The organism is Hyphomonas sp. UBA4494 (genome assembly GCF_002388935.1).
Taxonomy (GTDB): Bacteria; Pseudomonadota; Alphaproteobacteria; order Caulobacterales; family Hyphomonadaceae; genus Hyphomonas.
The window spans coordinates 131,649-150,579 of sequence record NZ_DGNK01000042.1; the positions used below are offsets into that span (position 1 = coordinate 131,649).

Here is an 18,931-nt window from a genome sequence, read left to right on the forward strand (position 1 = left end):
AATGACATGTGCGGGGGGCGCAAGGCCTTACTCTGCGACAGTGTGCGAGCAAGGCCTTGCGGAGGTCAAATTGCCACTACTGGCTCAGCGCCAACTGTACTTCCGACGCCGCAACGGCGAGGGCTGCAGCATCAGCGTCCATTGGGTCAGGGCGAAGCGCGGTCGGGTAGGCTTCAGCCAACAGGCCAAGCGCCGCGCGAATGGATTCTGCTGCATCGGAATTTTCGGCCGTGATGTCGCTTTCCGCTTGCGTAAAGGCGCGCTCGGCGGCCTGATAGAAGCCGTAGCCGTCCAGATACGTCTCGTAGAAATCAGAATCGAGCGACAGGCGATACATGTCGGATGCGCGATCGATCTGGTCAGAGGCGACATGGGCGCTGACCATGGCATCGGACATGTCGGTGGCGGGGGCGCTCTCGGCGGCTTTGTCGAGCGCGGCAAGGATGGCGTCCGTGCGGGCGTTGATCTGTTCCTGGCTTTCCCCTGCAAAGACCGCTGCAGACGTGTCTGTAAACAGGTCTGTAAAGTCGGCGACGCCTTGAGCTGCAAAGACCGGCTCCATGTCGAACAGGACTTCGGAGACCGGATGCGCGTACATTTCAGCCGCGGCGGTCGTTTCGCCTTTGGCGTAGGCGTCGCGCGCGGCCAAAACGTGGGCTGCTGCAATGGCCAGCGCGGCCTTGTAGACGACCGGGTCGGTATAGGCGGCGTCAATGGTCACACCGCCTTCGCCTTCACCGCCTTCAGTGGCCAGTGTGTTGGCTTCTGCGGTTGGATCCACTTCTGCAGGCGTTTCAGGCTGCGCGATCTCTGTGCCTGCCTCGTCGGCAGGGGCGGCAGGCTCACTGCAACCTGCAAGCGCGCCAGTCATCAGGACGGTGCCCAGACCAAGACTGGTCCACTGCTTCAGTTTGGTGTCAAAGGCCATGATATACTTCCTCTTTGCGTCGATCTGCTATAGCGCTGAATGACGCAAATGCAAATTATTCGCAAGTAGGCGCAACATGCTTTTGACCCTTTCCAATGTACTCGATGAGGCCGACCTGCGTGATGTCCGCGATCTGGTCGCAACGCTCGGCTGGCGCGATGGCGCAGAAACGGCCGGTGGCATGGCCCGGGCGGTCAAGCGCAACCAGCAAGCGGATCTGACATCCCGTACCGGCGCGCAGGTTCGCCAGCTCCTCAAGGCCAAGGTGGAGCGACACCCTGTTCTGCGTGCGGCGGCCCAGCCACGCCAGTTCTCGAAACTGATTGTCAGCCGGACCGAGGAGGGCGGCGGATACGGTCATCATGTCGACAATCCATTCATGGGAGCAGGGGAGTCGCGCTTGCGCACGGACTTTTCTTTCACGCTCTTCCTGTCCGATCCGGGCGACTATGAGGGGGGCGAGCTGGAGATCGATCTGGCGGGGATGACCCAGTCCATCAAATTGGACGCGGGAGACATGGTGCTCTATCCATCGACCAGTCTGCACCGGGTTGCGCCGGTGACTTCCGGCAAGCGGCTCGTCTGTGTTGGCTGGATTGAGAGCAGCGTGCCAGATGCGGCGGTACGGGAGATTATCTTTGATCTTGAGAATCTGCGATCCAGCCTGTCGGGCAGGCTGGATCTTCAGTCTCCGGAAATGCTGGTTCTGTCGAAGAGCATTTCCAACCTGGTGCGCCGGTTCGGCCAGAGCTAAGTCATGGCAGCAAGGGTGTCGGGCAAGCCAGTTGCAGCTAGCAGGAAGCAGATGGCGGCAATAATCGCCCCGAAAGTGCGAACATGGTTCCACCCTGTCCAGACGGTACCGAACTTCTTCCAATAGATCGCGGCATCCGGCGAAGAAGGCGTAAGGCCGTCGAGATGTTTATTCATCGGAACGTTGCCGAACATGGTGACCCCGAGCACGGTCGTCACGTAGATCGCGGTTCCGATCAGTATCAGGATCTTTGGTGACCCTTCCAGGCTTTGCCAGGCATAAAGGGAGGCGGCGAGCATGATAGGTGCCAATGCCAACGTGATCGCCAGAAATGCCGAGCGAAACACTGTCCGGTTGATCTGTTGCATGGAGTCGATGCCGCCAGCTGGCGCGGCGCGGATGAGGCCGGCCATTACGAAATCGGAGAAGGCTTGAAACACACCGCCGACGAGTGCGGCAGAAAGTCCGATGGTGAGGCAGGCATAGACAAAGAGATGGGTCGTCATGAGTTTGATNNTTTGATTCCTTGGATGTGGCATGCCCGCCGAAGAGGATCAGTCAGCTACGGACATGCGGGGTGAGTGAGGCGGGCGTCACGCAGCGGCGCTCCAGAGCCCGGAGGCGGCGACTTCGTTGGCGAAGTCGGAAAAGTCCTTTGGCGGTCGGCCCAGGGCCCGTTCCACACCGTCACAGAGTTGGGCATTGCGGCCATCAAGTATGGTGGAGAATAGGTAGTCGAGCAGCCAGATCATGTCTTCCGGAGCGCCAGCCTGGCGAACCCCTTGAAGAAATTCATTAGCAGGCACACGGACGAAACTGATCTTGCGGCCGGTTGCGCGTGACAATTCGCTGGCCAGTTCGTCAAACGTCATCAGTCGGGGACCGGTCACTTCGTAGACTTCGCCAATATGTCCGGTCTCGGTGAGAGCCGCGACGGCCACGTCGGCAATATCCTCGGCATCCACGAACGGTTCCGGCACATGTCCAGCCGGCAGTGTGATGTCACCAGACAGGACCAGCGGCAGGAAATCGCCTTCGGAGAAATTCTGATTGAACCAGCTGGCGCGCACAATGGTCCAGTCGAGACCGCTTTCCTGCACGATGCGCTCGCAGGCCTGGGCGTCTGGCTCTCCGCGTCCAGACAGCAGGACGAGATGCTGCACGCCCTGCGCTTTTGCGCGTTCGACAAGGTGCCGGATCGCTTGCTTGGCGGCGGGCACGGCGAGGTCAGGCGTGTAGCTGATATATACCGCGCTCATGCCAGCCAGCACGGCGTCCCAGCCGGACGGCTCATCCCAATCGAAGGCGGGCGAGCCGGACCTTGATCCGACCCGGGTATCAATACCCCGCTCGCGCAACCGGCCGACAATCCGACGACCGGTCTTTCCGGTGCCACCCAATACGAGCACGGGCCCGCGATGCGTTGTCTGGTTATGAAGGTGCTGTGTCATGTTCAATCTCCTTTGCTTGACACGATGTAAAGTTGACATGGCGTCAAGTGCCTATAGATTGACATCATGTCAAGTGAGAATCTCGAAACCCGCGAAAAAATCATGCGCGCTACATGGAAATTGCTGGAGGAATCTGGCGGGTCCGGCGTGCGCATGAGCGATATCGCCAAGGCTGCCGGCATCAGCCGCCAGGCCGTCTATCTTCATTTCCCGACACGCGCGGACCTGCTGACCGGGACGGCGCGTTATATGGACGAAGTCCGAAACATAGACGAACGTCTTGCGGCGAGCCGTAAGGCCAAAGGAACGGACCGTCTGGATTTGTGGGTAGAGGCGTGGGGGAACTATATTCCGGAAATTCACGGAGTGGGGCGCGCCTTGATCGCCATGCGAGACACCGACGACGCCGCTGCGGCTGCCTGGAATGACCGAATGCAAGCCGTACGGCATGGATGTGAAGCCGCTGTGATGGCGCTCAAGGCCGCAGACCGGCTTATGCCCGACTATTCAGTCGAGCAGGCAACGGATTTGCTCTGGGCGCTGTTGTCAGTCGAAGTGTGGGAAAAGCTGCGGTTCGAATGCGGATGGTCGCAGGCCGCCTATATTACGGCTGTTCAGAAAATGGCGCGCGACAGTCTGGTGTCCTGATCAGATCAGTCCGGCTGATTTCAGGCTGGTGACGCCGCCCGTGCCGGCAATCAGATGATCGTGCACGGTGATGTCGAATGGATCGAGTGCATCAATGATTTCGCGGGTAATGTCGATGTCTGCGCGCGACGGTGTGGGGTCACCTGACGGATGATTGTGCACCAGAATGAGCGCTGATGCATGCAGCTCCAGCGCGCGGCGGGCGACCTCACGCGTATAGACGGGCGCATGGTCGACCGTGCCATGTCCCATGATTTCGTCGGCGATCAACTGGTTTTTCCGATCCAGGAACAGGATGCGGAACTGTTCGCGCTTTTCGTGCTGGAGTTCGGTGCGAACATAATCGATGAGCGCCGACCAGGAGGAAATGGCGGGCTTCTTCTGGATCGTCTCTCTGGACGCCCGGGCGTTGAGCTCTGCAATGGCCTTGAGATACGCCGCGACTGTCTCGCCAACACCGTTGACCTTGATGAGGTCGGATGTCGGGGCAGCGAGGATGGCCGACAGACTGCCAAAGCGGGCTTCCAACGCTTTCGCGATGGGTTTGACATCCCGGCGCGGGATGAAGGCCATGAGCAAGACTTCGAGCACTTCGTAATTGCTCAGCGCGGTTGCGCCGCGCGTCAGCAGTTTGCCTCGCAATCGGTCGCGATGACCTTTCCAGTGGGGTTCTTCGGGGGACGTGCTCATTATGGTTGAAAAACCATGAAATGACGTTTCGATAAAGTGACTTAGATCACGTGGCCCCAGATTGAACTTGAGAATTGTATGGTCGCAGATAGACTTCCCCCAGGGACAATCCGTGGGAGAATGAAACATGTTGAATAAAATCGCGCTTTGCGGCGCTGGCTTGCTGGCGCTGTCTGCTTGCATGACCCAACCGAAAGACCATGACCATCGCGGTGTTTCAGCAGATCATGTTCACGCGCATCCCGACAAACTTGTCGTTGCGGGAGCAGGGGAGGCCATCGAGAACCCGTTCCATCCTGTCCGACTATTGCTGTCGTCCGAAGAATCGTCGGGCGATGTGACAGTATACGAATTTGAACTGCCTCCGCGCAGCCCTGGGTCACCGCCACATACCCATACGCGCGAGGATGAGTATTTCTACGTCGTGTCCGGTGCGCTCAGTGTCATGTCGGGCGACGAGATCCTGTCGCTTTATCCGGGCGACTTCGCTGCGTTGAACCGGGGCAACACGCACATGTTCTGGAATGGCAGCGATGAGACCACGAGGCTGATCATGACCACCACCGGTGGGTCTTTTGAAGGTTTCATGAATGATGCCGGTCCGCGCATTGCGGAGGCCAAGCCGGATTCAGCCGAAGCAGCAGGCGCTGTAATCGGCCAGCTTGCAGCCGAATACGGGATCACGATTGCGATGGAGAAGATGCCTCCGGAAGCCGCGCCAATCTATATGCCGCCGCCGCCCGAAGAATAGCGCCCGCTAAAGCTGGACCTTGTGAGGCTGGTGCCAGCCTTTCGGGGATGTGCTGAAGATTTCAACACCATCCTCGGTCACGCCGACAGAATGTTCGTACTGCGCCGACAGCTGGCGGTCGCGAGTCACGGCCGTCCAGCCATCTGGCAGGATCGCAGCGTCCTTGCGGCCCAGGTTCAGCATCGGCTCGACCGTGAAGAACATGCCGGGCTTCAGTTCCGGGCCGGTATTGTAATCCGATGAGTGGACGACGTTTGGCTCGTCATGGAACAGGCGTCCCAGGCCGTGGCCGCAGAAGTCCTCTACGACCGACATGCGATTCAGCCGGGCAATTTCGGAGATCGCGCCGCCAATGTCGCCAAAGCGCTTGCCGGGGCGGATCTGCGCGATGCCGGCCATGAGCGCATCATAGGTCACATCCATCAGGCGCTCGGCCTTCCGCTTCACATTGCCGACGCCATACATGCGCGAATGGTCGCCATGCCAGCCATCAATGATCAGGGTGACGTCGATATTGGCAATATCGCCTTCCTTCAGCGGCTTGGCGCTGGGGATACCGTGACAGATGACATGGTTGAGTGAAATGCAACTGGCATGGCGGTAGCCGCGATAGCCGATCGTCGCGGAGGTTGCGCCATGATCCATGACGAATTCCCGCACCAGATTGTCGAGATGTTCGGTAGTCACGCCGGGCTTCACTTCCGGCACCAGCATATCGAGGCATTCAGCCACGAGACGTCCCGCCTTGCGCATACCTGCGAAGCCTTCGGCATCGTGAATGCGAATTTCGCCCGTGCGCATCGGCAGCAGGAGGGAAGTGTCAGTCATCAGTCGGAGCCTTTCAGGGGCGGAAATACCTGTATCTGCCCCCTAGATAGCAATTTGCCCGGCTAAGTTCCACCTTCAGGCCTGCCAAACAGTATCAGACTCAGGCCCCATCCGTCTTGTCGCGCTTTTCAGCGGCCGCTTCGGCAGACTCTGCAGCGCGTTTCAGTTCTTCGCGCCGCTCGTCATCAAACCGTTCGGGCTCCTGGTAAATCTCGCGCGTGCCTTCCTCGCTGACCGCTTCCGCGGTGCGGGATTTCAGTCGGCCCCGGCTGACCCCCCAGATCAGGGCGATCAGCAAGAGCAGCGCGCCTACGCCATATAAGAGTTCCGGTGCCATGGGTCTTGATCCTCTGAAAGGGTTACTGGAGCTGGGTGCCAAGCGTGATGTCGATGGCGCCGAGGGCGACCGACATCGGGCAGCCGTTCTTGGCCTTGTCGGCGATGGCGTCAAAATCATCCTGTTCGATGCCTTCAACCACGGCCGTAAGCGTCAAGGCGCTGCGCGTGATTTCGAATCCGCCACCCTCTTTCGGCTCGACCGACACGATGCATTTCGTATCCAGATCGGTGGCAGGTGTTCCGTTCTCGGCCAGCAGGTGGGAGAGCTGCATGGTGAAACAGCCCGCATGTGCGGCGGCGAGCAATTCTTCCGGATTAGTACCCGACGTGCCGCTCTCATCTTCAAATCGCGCCTTGAAGGAGTAGGCGTGATCGGACAGCGCGCCGCTCTGCGTCGTGAGCGAGCCCGTGCCGTCCGCGAGGTTTCCGGACCAATGGGCGGTGGCATGACGTTTCATGGCGTGTCCTTTCAATCAATTGGGTATTGAAAACTGCAATGCGCGCAGCCTCAATACGTTCCCGCTTGTCTCTCCTAAATGCATTGGTCATGGTCTGGTCCTGCGGGAAGAAAAGGAATGCGCGCAATGCTCAAATTGGAAGCCTGTCGTCGGTGTCTCACCGGGTTTGCCTTCGCCTTGACGGCGCTGTCTCTCACGGCGCTGCCCGCAATGGCGGAACAGAATGAGTTAGCAGACTGGCCGCCTCTTGCTCCTGCCGGGTCCGCCACGGCGTTCAGCTCGGATGGACTGCATGCGCTCGACGAACGCCTGCAGAAGTTCGTCTCGGACGGGCATGTCGTGGGCCTTCAGGCCCTGCTCGTCAAAGATGGTGAGGTTGCTCATTATGGTCAGTACGGTGTGAGGGATGTTGAAACATCGACACCCGTGCAACCGGGCACGCTGTACCGGATCTATTCCATGACCAAGCCGATCACGGGCGTTGCCCTGATGCAGCTCCATGAAGATGGCAAGTTTGACCTCGACGATCCGATCACAAAATACATCCCTGAATTTGAAGCGCTGAAAGTGCTGGCGGGCGAGCATGAAGACGGAACACCGATCCTGAAAGACCCATCGCGCCCCGCGACCGTGCGGGAACTGATGAGTCACTCGGCCGGTTTCGCTTACGGCCTTGGTGGAGATGATTATGCCAATGCCCAATTTCGAGAGCAGAATGTCCTCAAATCGCCTGATCCGCAGACCTTCATCGACAAGGTCGCAGGTATCCCCTTGCTGCATGAGCCGGGGCAAATCTGGTACTATTCGGTCTCGGTCGACATTCAGGGTTACCTGGTAGAAAAATTCTCGGGATTGTCTCTTGGCGATTACCTCAAGCAAAATGTCCTCATGCCGCTGGGCATGGATGATACCGGATTTTATGTTCCCGAAGCGGAGTATGACCGGCTATCCGACGTCGTGTACTATGCCTCCGAGCGGGATCGGTTCGAGCCATTCTACACCGAGACTGTTCAGTTCAGGCAGTCCACCATCGCCTTCGAATCGGGGGGCGGCGGGCTCGTGTCCACGATCGACGACTATGCCCGGTTCTGCCAGATGATGCTCAATGGTGGCACGCTGGACGGTCATCGTATTCTGCAGGAGGACACGGTGGCCCTGATGCGGACAAACCAGTTGCCGCCAAATGCAGGCGTGGAATTTGATGGCACGCAGCGAAGTGTCTTCACGCCGAAGCGTCGCGATTTCGGCATCGACTTCGCCATCATCTCTGATCCGGTCGCCATGGACAGCCCAGCCGGTACCGGCACTTATTATTGGGGCGGGGCTGCTGGGACATGGTTCTGGATCGATCCGGAGAATGATCTATTCTTTATCGGCATGATCCAGCGCTTCGGCGCACGACCCGGGGAGCCGGCGGGTTTTCGTGAGGAATCGATGCGGCTCGTCTATGAGGCGCTTGAAGAATAAGCCAGTCTGGGCAAAGTGTCTTTATGATAAAAGAATCTCCCACAGCAGCCGTCCTCCTGATCGGGGACGAGCTGCTCTCCGGTCGGACGCGCGACATCAATCTGCAACAGATTGCTTCCTATCTTGCGCCGCTCGGTATTCCCGTCCGGGAGACCCGGATCGTGCCCGATGTGGAAGACGAGATTGTCGAGGCCGTGAATTCGCTGCGCGCAAAATACACCTATGTCTTCACAACGGGCGGCATTGGTCCGACACATGATGACATCACGGCTGATGCCATCGCCAAGGCGTTCGGGGTGGAGATTTCAGAACATCCCGAAGTCACGGCTATGCTGGCCCAACGCTATGAGGCAATGGGCACAGACTACACGCCAGCCCGTCGGCGCATGGCGCGTATTCCGCATGGCGCCCAGATCGTGGCCAATCCCGTGTCCGGGGCGCCGGGCTTCCAGACCGGGAATGTCTTTACCCTGGCGGGTGTTCCGTCGGTTGCGCGCGGCATGCTGGAAGATATCGGGCCGAGGCTGGAGACAGGCGCAGTCATTCACAAGGTCACGATACGGGGCAGGGGCTTGCGCGAAGGTGACATTGCCGAACCGCTGGGCGTGCTGGCCAAAGAGATGCCGGACGTCGCACTCGGTTCCTATCCCTGGTTTCGGGGCATTGGTGACAATGGTGTCCATCTTGTTGCCAGCACGATACAGGAAAGCCTTATCCCCATGATTACTGACAAGCTGGAAGCGATCATCTCTGCGACGGGCGTCCAGCCGGAGCGGGTCGAGGACGCAAACGCATGAGTTTTCTGGCGCGCACCCCCGCGATCCTTATCAGCTTCGTTTCGATGCTGGTGATTGGTGCAGGCTTCGGTCTGTGTCGGCCAATGGTGGGCGGGGCATTTCTCGACATGACCTCCGATCCGGAGATGAGCCGAACGATCATTGCCACGATGAGTGCCGCCCAACGTGCCGCCCATGCCTGGGTGACGGTGTTGCTGGATACGGCGTATCCTCTGGCTTATGGGGGCTTCCTCGGCGGACTGGCCCTGCGCTTCTTTGGCGGCATGGGAAAGTACGCAGCGCTACCAGCGTTCGGAGTCGTGATCGCCGACCTGACTGAGAACATGGTTCAGGTGCTGGCCTTGGCGGGATGGGTCGACGCGCTTGATGCCAAGGCCTGGCTGACGCCCCTCAAATTTGGCCTGTTCTTCCTTGCGGCCGGAATCGCCGTGATTGCTCTCGTGATCGGCATTGCGAATCTGGTTCGCAAGCGCCGGGCCTGATCCCTTCCAAAACCGCCCTAACGTCAAGCATGGTCCTTCCCGCTTGTCCTCGCTAAGAGAGGCAAACAGGAAAATTGGAGGATCCCATGGCGGAAGACATCGTAAAGGTCGAATTGGACGGACCGGTTGCGCTCGTAACACTGAACCGGCCCGACGCGCTGAATGCCCTGAACCGGGCTCTGCGCGCCGAGATCGTCAGCGTCTTCAATGAGCTGAAAGAGAACAAGGCGGTCCGCGCGGTCGTGCTGACTGGTGCCGGGCGGGCCTTCACCGCCGGGATCGACCTGAAGGAGGCCGGCCAGACCGGTTTCGCCCTAGGCGCTGACGAAGATTCCAAGTCCATAGATATGGCGCGCGCACTGGCCGATTATCCCTGGCCAATCATCGGTGCGATCAACGGCTTTGCAATCACCGGCGGGTTCGAACTGGCGCTGATGTGCGACGTGCTGCTGGCCTCTGAACATGCCAAGTTTGCCGATACACATGCCCGCGTCGGCATCGTGCCGGGCTGGGGCCTCTCACAGAAGCTGTCGCGCATGATTGGTATCAGCCGAGCCAAGGAGCTATCTTTCTCCGGTAACTTCCTCGACGCCCACACCGCGGAACGTTGGGGACTTGTGAACCGTGTTTACGAATCCGACGAACTCGTGCCAGCTGCCATGAAGCTGGCGCACGACATGTGCAGTTCCCAGCCGGACCTGCTCAAGCAATACAAGGCGCTGATCGATGATGGCTATGGCATGAATTTCGCCGCCGCCATGAAGGAAGAAGTCAAACGCTCCATTGCTCATGCCGAATCTGTGACGGCAGACGCTGTGGAAGAGGCTCGCAAACAGGTCACCGCGCGTGGCCGGGACCAGCAGGAGTAGGGCCCTATGAGAGACGTAGTCATTTGCGAACCCGTCCGCACCGCCGTTGGCGGCTTTGGCGGCGCCTTCAAGACTGTGCATGCGCACGAGATGGCATCACATGTCATCCGTGAGCTGATGGTAAAGACAAAGCTGCCCGCCGAGGCGGTGGAAGACTGTATCTTCGCGCAATGCTATCCGACCATGGAAGCCCCTGCCTTTGGGCGCATGGTGGCGCTGGATGCCGGGCTGACCACATCCACCGGTGGCTACCAGATCGACCGGCGCTGTGGCTCCGGCCTGCAGGCGGTGATCAATGCCGTGATGCAGGTCGCAACCGGCGCAAATGACGTTGTCATCGCGGGCGGGGCGGAGAGCATGTCGAATGCGCCCTTCTTCTCCATCGATATGCGGTGGAACATCAAGGGCGACGGCCTGATGCTGCATGATGGCCTGTCACGCGGTCGCTATACAGCCGGCGGCAAGAATCATCCCGTGCCGGGCGGCATGATCGAGACGGCGGAGAATTTGCGCCGTGATTATCAGATCACGCGCGACGCTCAGGATCAGTTCGCTTACAATTCGCACATGAAAGCGGCTGCGGCTCAGAAGTCCGGCAAGTTCTCTGAAGAGATCATTCCGTACACCGTGAAAGGCCGCAAGGCCGATACGATCGTGGACCAGGATGAGCACATTCGTCCGGATTCCTCTCTGGAGAAGCTGTCCACGCTGCGCGCGATCCGGGGCAAGGTGGACGATCAGTCGACCGTGACGGCCGGCAATGCGTCCGGCCAGAATGATGGCGCGGCAGCCTGTATCGTCTGTACGCGCGAGGCGGCAGAGAAATATGGCCTCAAGCCGCTTGGGCGATTGGTTTCATGGTCGGTTGCAGGCGTTGGGCCTGAAGTCATGGGGATTGGGCCGGTGCCGTCCAGCCAGAAGGCCCTCAAGACGGCAGGTCTTGAACTGAAGGACATCGACGTCATTGAACTGAATGAAGCTTTCGCAGCGCAGGTGCTCGCCTGCACCAAGGCGCTTGAGTTTTCGGAGGATGACATGGAGCGGCTGAACGTGAACGGCTCCGGCATCTCGCTCGGACATCCGGTCGGCGCGACCGGCGTGCGCATCCTGACCACGATGCTGCGGGAAATGGAGCGCCGCGAGGCGCGCTATGGCCTGGAGACCATGTGCATCGGCGGCGGGCAGGGGCTCGCAGCCGTGTTCGAGCGGGTCAGCTAGGCCGCAGCTATCCCCCAAATCCTATCCTGTATAGCCATCCCCGGCAAAACCGATTATGCCGGGGACCGGCCATGCGGGCGTGGCGAAATTGGTATACGCAAGGGACTTAAAATCCCTCGGCCGCAAGGCCTTGCCGGTTCGAGCCCGGCCGCCCGCACCATGCCATCTTATGTGGCCTATCCCAATGACCGAGACAGAACGCGCAGGTCGCGTCCTTGGTACACGGCTTGCATGTTTCTCGCCCAAGAGGAGAAATGACATGTACCCAGCCATTCTGTCCTGCCGCCGCCCGAAACTACAGGTCCTGCGCCTGTCGGGGGCCTGCCTACCGACTCCCGCTGCACCGGTTTCATTCCCAAAACGCATAGAGCCTATTTCGGCTTTCGGGGAACAAAAGGACAATCTCGATCATATCTAGAGGGCAACACGCAGAGAATTCACAAGGACAAGCCCTCATGTTTCGCGCCCTTATTGCCTCCACTGCCCTCGGCCTGATGGCCCTGCCTGCCTTCGCCGGCCCGGAAGCGGAGGCCGTGATCGAAGGCGCCGCAAAGCATATTGCCGACCCTCAGAAGGGCCGCGAAACGCTGCGCCAGTCCATGGACCTGGATACAGTCGCCAATTTCACCCTCGGGAAATATGCCCGCCGCGTCACGGATCAGGAACGCAGCAGGTTCGCAGACGCCTTCGAAACCTATCTGTTGAGCAGCTTCGAAGACCAGCGTGAAAAATTCCGCGATGCAGAGATCACGGTCACCGGATCAAAGGATCGCACGCCGACAGATTCCATCGTGGAAACGCGCGTCGTTCGCCCCGGTGAGGCGCCTCAGACAGTGCGCTGGCGCGTTATTGAAAAGAATGGCGACTGGCGTGTGGTGGATGTCGAAGTGCTGGGCCTGTGGCTCGCCATCGAACAGCGTGCCCAGATCGCGGCTATCATGGACCGTCCGCGCGCCACGATTGATGATGCGATCAACGCCCTCAATTCCTGACCTGGAATCTGGTCAGGCGGCTTCGTCGACCACAGCTTCTTCTTCATCGGACTTGTCCTGACGGTCTGACGCGTCGCCGATCGTGAACAGGTCGGCCTCGCGGCTGAGCCAATCTGCCAGTTCTTTGTCGGGCACGCCCAGAACTCTCAGCATATCCGCGACCATCTCAATTCCCTTGGGCTCTCCAGCCACGAGGTGCGCGCGTATGTTCAGTTCAAGATATCGGTCGAGATCATGGATGGTTTCGACAGCCACGAGTCGGACAAGATCAGGGAAGCGGCGATTGATGCTGGGCGTGACTTCCTTGGACACTTCATAACGGGCCTTTCCAAGCACGACGGCGCGCGCATTGCTGCCCCCCACAGCTTCGATCAGCTTCATGTTCGCAGCATCTCCGAACGAGACATTGTACCCATCTGCGACCGCAGACAGAAAGCGGTCGGGATCTCCGTCAGTCGCGATATAGGGGATGTCAAAGTCGATCAGAGCGTCGACGGCCAGTCGCCCGGCGGCAGACATGCCAATGACGATGACAGGCCGCTCGCCAGCGGGTTCGCCTGATGTTTCCATCGTGACCTGCTTGCGCCGCGCCAATTCGCGCGAGAGCTTGCCTCCGAGCATGGCCCAACTCGGTGCCAGCGCCAGGGACAGCGCAATGGCGGCGATCAGGCTGCCCATGAGGGCAGGGGGCATATTGGCAGTGATTGAGGCCAGCGAGAGAATGACGAGGGTGAATTCCGATCCCTGTGCCAACAAGGTGGCGAGCTGGGTCGCGCCGGGAACACTCCAGCCGTTCATGCGTGCGGCGATATAGCCGAGCGCAGTCTTGACCGTCAGGATGCCAAACGCGCCGATCACGACGAGCGGCAGGTTTCTCAGCAGGCCCGGCAAGTCAATCGACAGGCCGACACTGATGAAAAAGAAGGAGAGGAGCAGCCCGCGAAACGGTCCCATTTCCGTTTGTACCTGGTGACGAAACGGCGTGCCGGACACGGCCAGACCTGCCAGGAATGCGCCCAGAGTTAGCGAAAGCCCAATCATGGCAGTCGCGCAGGCAGCCGCCAGCACAAGCAGCAGGGTGAAAGCCGTGAAGGCTTCATCATTGCGGGTGGCCGCCAGCGTCCGGAAAACCGGGTTCAGCAGGTAGCGTGAAAACAGCATGGCTGCGCCGAAGGCGATCAGGGCCTGCACAAAGGCCAGCAACAATCCAGCCGCCAGCGGGACTGCACCGCCATTCAGGAGATACTCTGACAGTAGGCCCGCTAGGCCGGCGGCGGTCTCTCCTTCCCCAAGCGACGTGGCGAAGATCATCAGGAAGATGGCGACAATATCCTGAAAGATCAGGACATGCGTGGCGGTGCGCCCGATCGGGCACGAGTTCTGCTCGCGCTCTGTAAGGATCCGCGCAACGACCGCCGTGGACGAAAGGCCAAGACTGAGGCCTACCGCGATCGCAATCGGCCAGGATATGCCCAGCATATAGAGCGCGCCTGCACTGATCAGGCCTGTCAGCAACAGATGGACAGGGGCAAGGCCGAGCAGGTCACCGCGGCTTTCTTTCAGTTCGCGGAGCGAGACATGCATGCCGATATCGAAGAGCAGGAAGACCACGCCGAGCTCGGCCAGCAAATGCGTGCCGCCACTCTCATGGATCAGGTTCAGCATGCCCGGACCGATCAGAATTCCCGCGAGGAGGTAGCCAACGATGGGGCTGAGATTGAGCGCGCGTGACACCAGGGCGGCTGCCGCGCCGAACCCCAACAGGGTGATTGCGGGAACGAGCGCGCCCACGGCGTCGGCAGGGCTCATTTCAGCGGCCATGGGGGAGCTCTTTCTTCTGGGTGGAGTCGAACTCCCAACTTAAGGAGGATTGCGCAAAAATAAAGGCCGCCAGCTCTCGAGGGAACCGGCGGCCTTCACCAGACTGCACGCGAAGGAGGGCAATGTCTCGCGCACAGTTTGTGAAGAATATCCGAGCGCTAGAGGCTCTTTGCGAGAGTCAGGACAATGCGCTCGTCGGCGATGTCCGTACCGTCGATGTCGGTATCCCAGTAACGCAGGTCCACATCGATGCCGATTGGCAGCGAGTAGGTGCCACCAAGCGACCAGTTGGTGTAGTCGCCGCCACCATCGAAGGAGTAGTTGCCGACGGATACGTCAGCTGCGAAAGCGTCGGTGAAGGCATACCCCGCAGAGCCTTCAACATAGACGCTCTCATTGTCTGGATCCCAGTAGACGGCGCCGCCTACTTCAACTCCGCCTTCGAAAGCATAACCCAGAGCGGCCTGCAGTTCGACGAAGTCGAGGTCTTCATCATCCGAGTCCGGATAGGAATAATAGATGACGCCGAGATCCCAGGAGACGCCGTTCGAGAATTCGCTGGCGACGCCGGCGTAGAGGTCGAGCTCTACATTGGAGTCAGAGCCGTCTTCGAAGTCGATATTCGATGCCCATGTACCCGCATAGAATATACCGTTCGCATAGTCGAAGCCGCCGGAGATGGCCATGTCCTCATTGGACTGGGAGACGCCACGCCAGACATAGTCTGTGCTGAGAGCGACGTTACCGGACCATTCTCCCTCGGCAGCTGCCGTGCCAGCCACTGCCAGCATTGCTGCAAGTGCTACCCCTGCGCGGAAAAGCTGTTGTTTCATGTTTTAGTACCCCGTTGTTGAATCGCGCTGTTGCCAGCGCCAAAACCACGATGACGCGGCTTTATCCGGGATCAGAAACAAAAATATGGAGGTTGCGGGACGGCAACCGGAACGCCAGAAATTTGTGCACGCAAGCGCGACAATGCCTTAGGCTTGTGCGCTCTGGTTTTGGTCACCGTGCGGTCAACGGCGCGTACCCAAGATGTGTGCCAGCATCGACCAAAAGCGTCTCTCCCGTCACGTGTCGAGAGGCATCGGTCAGGAAGAAAAGGGCCGAATCTGCAATATCGTCGGGCCCGCTGGCCACGTTGAGCGGTGTCGCGGCCGCAACGGAGGTTTCCATGCGCTGATACTGCTCTTCATCCATCTTGTCCTTGAACCAGCGCGTGCCGATAAAGCCCGGACAAATCGCATTCACCCGAATCTCCGGGGCCAGTGCGCGGGCCAGCGACAGGGTCATCGTGTTGAGCGCGCCCTTGGTCGCTGCATAAGCCACCGATGAGCCGATACCCGTAACACCCGCGATGGAGGATGTGTTCAGCACAGCAGCGGCGCGACCAGTTTGACGGTGACTTTCAATGAGCAGGGGTTTGCAGGCCTGCATCATCAGAAAGGGACCGGCGACATTGACTGCGTAGAGGTCCAGGAAGTCTTCGCGGGTCAGGGCGTCCAGATCGGAATGGTCGCGCGCGTGTTTGGTCGTGCCGGCATTGTTGACGAGAATGTCCAGCCGCCCGGCCTGGGCCGCAGCCTCGGCCAGTTTACGACAGCCTTCATCCGTCGACACGTCAGCCTGAACAAGGCGCGACTGCGAACCGAGCGCCTGACAGTCCGCTGCGGTCGCTTCGCCCTCCGCGACGGATCTGGCGCAATTGATGATCACATCAGCGCCGCGCTCGGCAAGTTTCAAGGCAATTGACCGTCCCAATCCTGTGGCTGAACCGGTTACGATCGCCTTGCGCCCGGCGAGGTCTTTTGGCTGTGTCATCGCGTTTTCTCCCGTAGTTTCCATATGTGTCTGGGCTGGAATGTACGGGGCGTTGAACAATGGTGGCAACAGGTTTCACCGAATTGGTCAAGAAAGCTGAAACCCGTCATTGGTACCCGTCGCTGCCTATACCGGAGACAGCAACCCATGGTCAGGTCGGCCAGTATCATTCAGCGCATTCAGGCCGTCTCGCGACGATCACGCGAGGATATGCGGCAGGTCGCGCAGGAAATGTGCTCACGCGGGCCGCAATCTGATGCCGAGGCTCAGGCTCTGTTCGACTTCAATGCGCGAATGAGGGGAGCGGACCCTGACTGGGACAGCCGGTTTGTCCGGGTGATGGCGCGTTATGTGCTTGCCCGCGATACCGCCAATGGGGCGTTGACGCCAGCCAATCTCGATTGGCTACAGGAGCGGGTCGCGATCGGGGACAGGCTGCGCAATCGCAATCTGGCAGGCCTGTTCATGCGGCTGCTTCGCAAAGCCAGCGGGGCGCCGGATGGGTTCGGTCTGATTGTGTTATCCCATTTATGCGACCAGATGATCCGGGATAATCAGGCAGATGCAACATCCGTGGGGAACGTCGCTGAAACGCTTCTGCTTTCGGGCCCGGAGCATGCGCCCTGGGTCAGCCGGGCTGAGGCAGCGATCCTCTTCCACACACAGGAGAGCATAGAGGGCAGCGAGAACGACCCGTCGTGGAACTTCCTGTTTGCACGGGCGATCGGGAACCATTTGGTCGCCCGCGCGCATCCCAATCCCCACACGGAACGCCATGCGCTCAACCGCAAGCATTGGCTTGACCCGAACGATCCCAATCCCGGCAAGTTTGTCGGGTGTCTTGCGCTGGGATTCGACAAGGGAAGCTGGTTCGAGCAAATGGGTAGGGAAGCGGAAAGGGCGAGCCTGGCCCGCCGAACTGCCAGCCTCGCCGCGAAATCCAAGCCTGCCCAGCCGCCACCTCGTACTGGCTGGTGGCGCAAGAGCCCGCCGCCGAACCCGGTCACCACGGCGAGCAATACCCTGGTTGACTTCCTCGACCGTGAAGCGCCAGGTTTGCTGGCCGGATTGGTCGTCGCGGCACGCTAAAACGGAGGATTTCGCCATGCTCTTGCTCAATCTGATTGTGGCGGGAGTGCTGGTGGCGATCACGTTTGCCATCCACTTTGCTGGGCTGGTGGCCCTGTCTGCGGTGATCCGCAAGCGCGACGTGCCGCACGTGAACCTGTCGACCGTGGTCGGGCAGGGGCTCGCCATCTTCTTTGTCCTGCTCAGCCTGTTTGCCATCCATTCGATCGAGATCTGGGTGTTCACGCTGACCTATCTGGCGCTGGGTACGTTTCCGGATGTCGAAACAGCCGTCTATTTTTCTACCTCGACCTTTTCCACAGTGGGATACGGCGATGTGCTGATCGACAAGGACTGGCGCATGCTGGCGGCAGCAGAATCCGTCATTGGTTTTCTGCTGCTCGGCTGGTCGACGGCATTCCTTGTCTCGATTTCTGCTCGGGTGCGCAACTTCGAGGCGCGCATCGAGCAGTTGGATGACAAGGACTAGGCCGGTTCCACGTCCTGCTTCATGAAGAAGCGCGCCCCGGCTACGGCTAGGCCCACCAGAACCAGTCCGCCAATCACCAGCGTTTCCGGTTTCGCGCCGAGATACTCGAAATATTGCGTGTAGCCATGGATCGTCAGGAACACGATTGAGGTTATCGACAGGAAGCTGTTCCGGCGTGCCGTAAAGATCATGGCGACGAGCGCGCCAATCCAGCCCAAGGTGAAGACATGGTCGGGGATGGCAATGGCAGCTTCACGCCATTCCGACCGGTCCGACCAGCGCTGCGGCGCAAACCAGTGTTCGCCAATCCGGTCACCCCAGAGCGAACCCACCCAAAAGGCAAAATTTACCATGAACATGGCCGTGCGTGCTGCGACGGTGACCAGATTGTTCCATGCGTCTGACAGGGTATTGCGGGCACGATAGAGACCCAGGGCGAGCAGGCCGAAGACGAGGATCGTGATGGTCGGTTCTTCGACGAACAGGGCGTAGCTGGCATGCCAGTAGCCTGTGCCAGAACCAAGAATGGCACCGAGGGACAAGACTGCAAACGCTGCCAGAAGTGCCGAACGGAACCACAGCGCTGCCGCGGTCATGACCAGTGCGATCAGTACGGTGGGCACCGTGCCATCATCCACTTCTCGGAATTCCCATCCGATCCAGCCTGCCACGCCAAGTGTACCCATAAGCGTTAGCGCCATGCCGAGGGTTTTCAGGGAATTTCCACGTGCGCTGCGGCGCAGGAATTCCGCGCCGCCCAACGCGACAAGTGCCAGAACGAGACCGGTTATGGCGTTCGGCACAAGTGCGATTGTGCCGCCGGCGACCGAGATGGCTCCGAAAATCAGCAGAATGTTTATCAGCACACCATTCCTGCGATCAGGCAGGGCGAAACCCTGCAAGCGCGCGGCTTCGGAGGAGTCGATCTGGCCATTGGCCAGCAGGGCATCGAGGTCGAGTATGATCCGGGACATGAGAATTATCTCCATAAATAGTGAGCGCTTACTAACATATCTGCGGCATCGTGGCAACCGACTTCCCCTATGGGAATTGTGGACA

At 59.6% G+C, this 18,931-nt stretch carries 22 protein-coding genes and 1 tRNA gene; 12 read left to right on the plus strand and 11 right to left on the minus strand.

Annotated elements, in window-relative coordinates; all coding sequences use genetic code 11:
• Positions 1-76 precede the first annotated feature (76 nt).
• On the minus strand, positions 77-928 hold the full coding sequence (locus B2P82_RS16325; protein WP_290498091.1) for a hypothetical protein: 852 nt from the start codon (positions 926-928) through the stop codon (positions 77-79).
• Positions 929-1,004: 76 nt separating this feature from the next.
• On the opposite strand from B2P82_RS16325, the gene B2P82_RS16330 reads away from it, so the two are divergent.
• Positions 1,005-1,682: a Fe2+-dependent dioxygenase gene (locus B2P82_RS16330; RefSeq protein WP_206992243.1), complete on the plus strand. Its 678-nt coding sequence runs from the start codon at positions 1,005-1,007 to the stop codon at positions 1,680-1,682.
• On the opposite strand, the gene B2P82_RS16335 is transcribed toward B2P82_RS16330, so the two are convergent.
• Both B2P82_RS16335 and B2P82_RS16340 read right to left on the minus strand, forming a co-directional pair.
• Positions 1,679-2,188, minus strand: a complete 510-nt coding sequence (locus B2P82_RS16335; protein WP_051607982.1) for an anthrone oxygenase family protein — start codon at positions 2,186-2,188, stop codon at positions 1,679-1,681. The two genes, B2P82_RS16330 and B2P82_RS16335, sit on opposite strands and share 4 nt — an antisense overlap.
• A gap of 87 nt (positions 2,189-2,275) precedes the next feature.
• A complete protein-coding gene (locus tag B2P82_RS16340) occupies positions 2,276-3,133 on the minus strand; it encodes an NAD(P)H-binding protein (protein WP_290498093.1) in 858 nt (285 codons plus the stop codon).
• A gap of 66 nt (positions 3,134-3,199) precedes the next feature.
• Here B2P82_RS16340 and B2P82_RS16345 point away from each other — a divergent pair, with 66 nt between their 5' ends.
• A complete protein-coding gene (locus B2P82_RS16345) occupies positions 3,200-3,781 on the plus strand; it encodes a TetR/AcrR family transcriptional regulator (protein ID WP_290498094.1) in 582 nt (193 codons plus the stop codon).
• Here B2P82_RS16345 and radC read toward each other — a convergent pair whose 3' ends face one another.
• On the minus strand, positions 3,782-4,471 hold the full coding sequence (gene radC, locus B2P82_RS16350) for a RadC family protein (RefSeq protein ID WP_290478613.1): 690 nt from the start codon (positions 4,469-4,471) through the stop codon (positions 3,782-3,784).
• Positions 4,472-4,598: 127 nt separating this feature from the next.
• On the opposite strand from radC, the gene B2P82_RS16355 reads away from it, so the two are divergent.
• Positions 4,599-5,222 carry a cupin domain-containing protein gene (locus B2P82_RS16355; RefSeq protein WP_290498096.1) on the plus strand — a complete coding sequence of 208 codons (624 nt, stop codon included), beginning with the start codon at positions 4,599-4,601 and terminating at the stop codon, positions 5,220-5,222.
• 6 nt (positions 5,223-5,228) lie between these two features.
• Here B2P82_RS16355 and map read toward each other — a convergent pair whose 3' ends face one another.
• From map to B2P82_RS16370, 3 genes are all read right to left on the minus strand, one after another.
• Entirely contained in the window at positions 5,229-6,050 is an 822-nt protein-coding gene (gene map / locus B2P82_RS16360; protein WP_034816611.1) for a type I methionyl aminopeptidase, read from the minus strand.
• A 100-nt stretch (positions 6,051-6,150) separates the two neighbouring features.
• Positions 6,151-6,387 carry a hypothetical protein gene (locus B2P82_RS16365; protein ID WP_290481682.1) on the minus strand — a complete coding sequence of 79 codons (237 nt, stop codon included), beginning with the start codon at positions 6,385-6,387 and terminating at the stop codon, positions 6,151-6,153.
• A 22-nt stretch (positions 6,388-6,409) separates the two neighbouring features.
• Entirely contained in the window at positions 6,410-6,847 is a 438-nt protein-coding gene (locus B2P82_RS16370) for an OsmC family protein (RefSeq protein ID WP_290498098.1), read from the minus strand.
• A gap of 126 nt (positions 6,848-6,973) precedes the next feature.
• Between B2P82_RS16370 and B2P82_RS16375 the strand changes: the two genes are divergently transcribed.
• The 7 genes from B2P82_RS16375 (at position 6,974) to B2P82_RS16405 (ending at position 12,672) form a co-directional block, all read left to right on the plus strand.
• Positions 6,974-8,314 (plus strand): serine hydrolase domain-containing protein, encoded by a 1,341-nt coding sequence (locus tag B2P82_RS16375; RefSeq protein WP_290498099.1) that lies wholly within the window; start codon positions 6,974-6,976, stop codon positions 8,312-8,314.
• Between the two features lie 23 nt (positions 8,315-8,337).
• Positions 8,338-9,111, plus strand: coding sequence for a competence/damage-inducible protein A (locus B2P82_RS16380; RefSeq protein WP_290498100.1), 774 nt, complete (start codon positions 8,338-8,340; stop codon positions 9,109-9,111).
• Positions 9,108-9,593, plus strand: coding sequence for a hypothetical protein (locus B2P82_RS16385; protein WP_290498101.1), 486 nt, complete (start codon positions 9,108-9,110; stop codon positions 9,591-9,593). Before B2P82_RS16380 ends, B2P82_RS16385 begins: the two co-directional genes overlap by 4 nt.
• An 86-nt stretch (positions 9,594-9,679) precedes the next feature.
• Positions 9,680-10,462 carry an enoyl-CoA hydratase gene (locus B2P82_RS16390; RefSeq protein ID WP_290498102.1) on the plus strand — a complete coding sequence of 261 codons (783 nt, stop codon included), beginning with the start codon at positions 9,680-9,682 and terminating at the stop codon, positions 10,460-10,462.
• Positions 10,463-10,468: 6 nt separating this feature from the next.
• Entirely contained in the window at positions 10,469-11,680 is a 1,212-nt protein-coding gene (locus tag B2P82_RS16395; RefSeq protein WP_290498103.1) for an acetyl-CoA C-acetyltransferase, read from the plus strand.
• 73 nt (positions 11,681-11,753) lie between these two features.
• Positions 11,754-11,840: transfer RNA gene (locus B2P82_RS16400), tRNA-Leu, on the plus strand.
• Between the two features lie 295 nt (positions 11,841-12,135).
• Entirely contained in the window at positions 12,136-12,672 is a 537-nt protein-coding gene (locus tag B2P82_RS16405; RefSeq protein ID WP_206992258.1) for an MlaC/ttg2D family ABC transporter substrate-binding protein, read from the plus strand.
• A 12-nt stretch (positions 12,673-12,684) separates the two neighbouring features.
• Here the strand turns inward: B2P82_RS16405 and B2P82_RS16410 are convergent, their stop codons facing one another.
• The 3 genes from B2P82_RS16410 to B2P82_RS16420 form a co-directional block, all read right to left on the minus strand.
• Entirely contained in the window at positions 12,685-14,493 is a 1,809-nt protein-coding gene (locus tag B2P82_RS16410) for a cation:proton antiporter domain-containing protein (protein ID WP_206992259.1), read from the minus strand.
• A gap of 158 nt (positions 14,494-14,651) precedes the next feature.
• Positions 14,652-15,326, minus strand: coding sequence for a TorF family putative porin (locus B2P82_RS16415; RefSeq protein ID WP_034816626.1), 675 nt, complete (start codon positions 15,324-15,326; stop codon positions 14,652-14,654).
• Positions 15,327-15,498: 172 nt separating this feature from the next.
• Complete coding sequence (locus B2P82_RS16420; protein ID WP_290498105.1) at positions 15,499-16,314, minus strand: SDR family NAD(P)-dependent oxidoreductase; 816 nt, start codon at positions 16,312-16,314, stop codon at positions 15,499-15,501.
• Positions 16,315-16,461: 147 nt separating this feature from the next.
• On the opposite strand from B2P82_RS16420, the gene B2P82_RS16425 reads away from it, so the two are divergent.
• Both B2P82_RS16425 and B2P82_RS16430 read left to right on the plus strand, forming a co-directional pair.
• A complete protein-coding gene (locus B2P82_RS16425; protein ID WP_290498106.1) occupies positions 16,462-17,403 on the plus strand; it encodes a hypothetical protein in 942 nt (313 codons plus the stop codon).
• Between the two features lie 16 nt (positions 17,404-17,419).
• The gene (locus tag B2P82_RS16430) at positions 17,420-17,872 is read left to right on the plus strand and encodes an ion channel (protein ID WP_290498108.1); all 453 of its coding nucleotides are present in this window, start codon (positions 17,420-17,422) and stop codon (positions 17,870-17,872) included.
• Here the strand turns inward: B2P82_RS16430 and B2P82_RS16435 are convergent.
• A complete protein-coding gene (locus B2P82_RS16435) occupies positions 17,869-18,846 on the minus strand; it encodes a hypothetical protein (protein WP_206992263.1) in 978 nt (325 codons plus the stop codon). The genes B2P82_RS16430 and B2P82_RS16435 overlap by 4 nt on opposite strands.
• Positions 18,847-18,931 lie beyond the last annotated feature (85 nt).

Coding starts and splice junctions, on each gene's coding strand:
- B2P82_RS16325 (WP_290498091.1), bottom strand. CDS start 928: ATGGCCTTTGACACCAAACTGAAGCAGTGGACCAGTCTTGGTCTGGGC.
- B2P82_RS16330 (WP_206992243.1), top strand. CDS start 1,005: ATGCTTTTGACCCTTTCCAATGTACTCGATGAGGCCGACCTGCGTGAT.
- B2P82_RS16335 (WP_051607982.1), bottom strand. CDS start 2,188: ATGACGACCCATCTCTTTGTCTATGCCTGCCTCACCATCGGACTTTCT.
- B2P82_RS16340 (WP_290498093.1), bottom strand. CDS start 3,133: ATGACACAGCACCTTCATAACCAGACAACGCATCGCGGGCCCGTGCTC.
- B2P82_RS16345 (WP_290498094.1), top strand. CDS start 3,200: ATGTCAAGTGAGAATCTCGAAACCCGCGAAAAAATCATGCGCGCTACA.
- radC (WP_290478613.1), bottom strand. CDS start 4,471: ATGAGCACGTCCCCCGAAGAACCCCACTGGAAAGGTCATCGCGACCGA.
- B2P82_RS16355 (WP_290498096.1), top strand. CDS start 4,599: ATGTTGAATAAAATCGCGCTTTGCGGCGCTGGCTTGCTGGCGCTGTCT.
- map (WP_034816611.1), bottom strand. CDS start 6,050: ATGACTGACACTTCCCTCCTGCTGCCGATGCGCACGGGCGAAATTCGC.
- B2P82_RS16365 (WP_290481682.1), bottom strand. CDS start 6,387: ATGGCACCGGAACTCTTATATGGCGTAGGCGCGCTGCTCTTGCTGATC.
- B2P82_RS16370 (WP_290498098.1), bottom strand. CDS start 6,847: ATGAAACGTCATGCCACCGCCCATTGGTCCGGAAACCTCGCGGACGGC.
- B2P82_RS16375 (WP_290498099.1), top strand. CDS start 6,974: ATGCTCAAATTGGAAGCCTGTCGTCGGTGTCTCACCGGGTTTGCCTTC.
- B2P82_RS16380 (WP_290498100.1), top strand. CDS start 8,338: ATGATAAAAGAATCTCCCACAGCAGCCGTCCTCCTGATCGGGGACGAG.
- B2P82_RS16385 (WP_290498101.1), top strand. CDS start 9,108: ATGAGTTTTCTGGCGCGCACCCCCGCGATCCTTATCAGCTTCGTTTCG.
- B2P82_RS16390 (WP_290498102.1), top strand. CDS start 9,680: ATGGCGGAAGACATCGTAAAGGTCGAATTGGACGGACCGGTTGCGCTC.
- B2P82_RS16395 (WP_290498103.1), top strand. CDS start 10,469: ATGAGAGACGTAGTCATTTGCGAACCCGTCCGCACCGCCGTTGGCGGC.
- B2P82_RS16405 (WP_206992258.1), top strand. CDS start 12,136: ATGTTTCGCGCCCTTATTGCCTCCACTGCCCTCGGCCTGATGGCCCTG.
- B2P82_RS16410 (WP_206992259.1), bottom strand. CDS start 14,493: ATGGCCGCTGAAATGAGCCCTGCCGACGCCGTGGGCGCGCTCGTTCCC.
- B2P82_RS16415 (WP_034816626.1), bottom strand. CDS start 15,326: ATGAAACAACAGCTTTTCCGCGCAGGGGTAGCACTTGCAGCAATGCTG.
- B2P82_RS16420 (WP_290498105.1), bottom strand. CDS start 16,314: ATGACACAGCCAAAAGACCTCGCCGGGCGCAAGGCGATCGTAACCGGT.
- B2P82_RS16425 (WP_290498106.1), top strand. CDS start 16,462: ATGGTCAGGTCGGCCAGTATCATTCAGCGCATTCAGGCCGTCTCGCGA.
- B2P82_RS16430 (WP_290498108.1), top strand. CDS start 17,420: ATGCTCTTGCTCAATCTGATTGTGGCGGGAGTGCTGGTGGCGATCACG.
- B2P82_RS16435 (WP_206992263.1), bottom strand. CDS start 18,846: ATGTCCCGGATCATACTCGACCTCGATGCCCTGCTGGCCAATGGCCAG.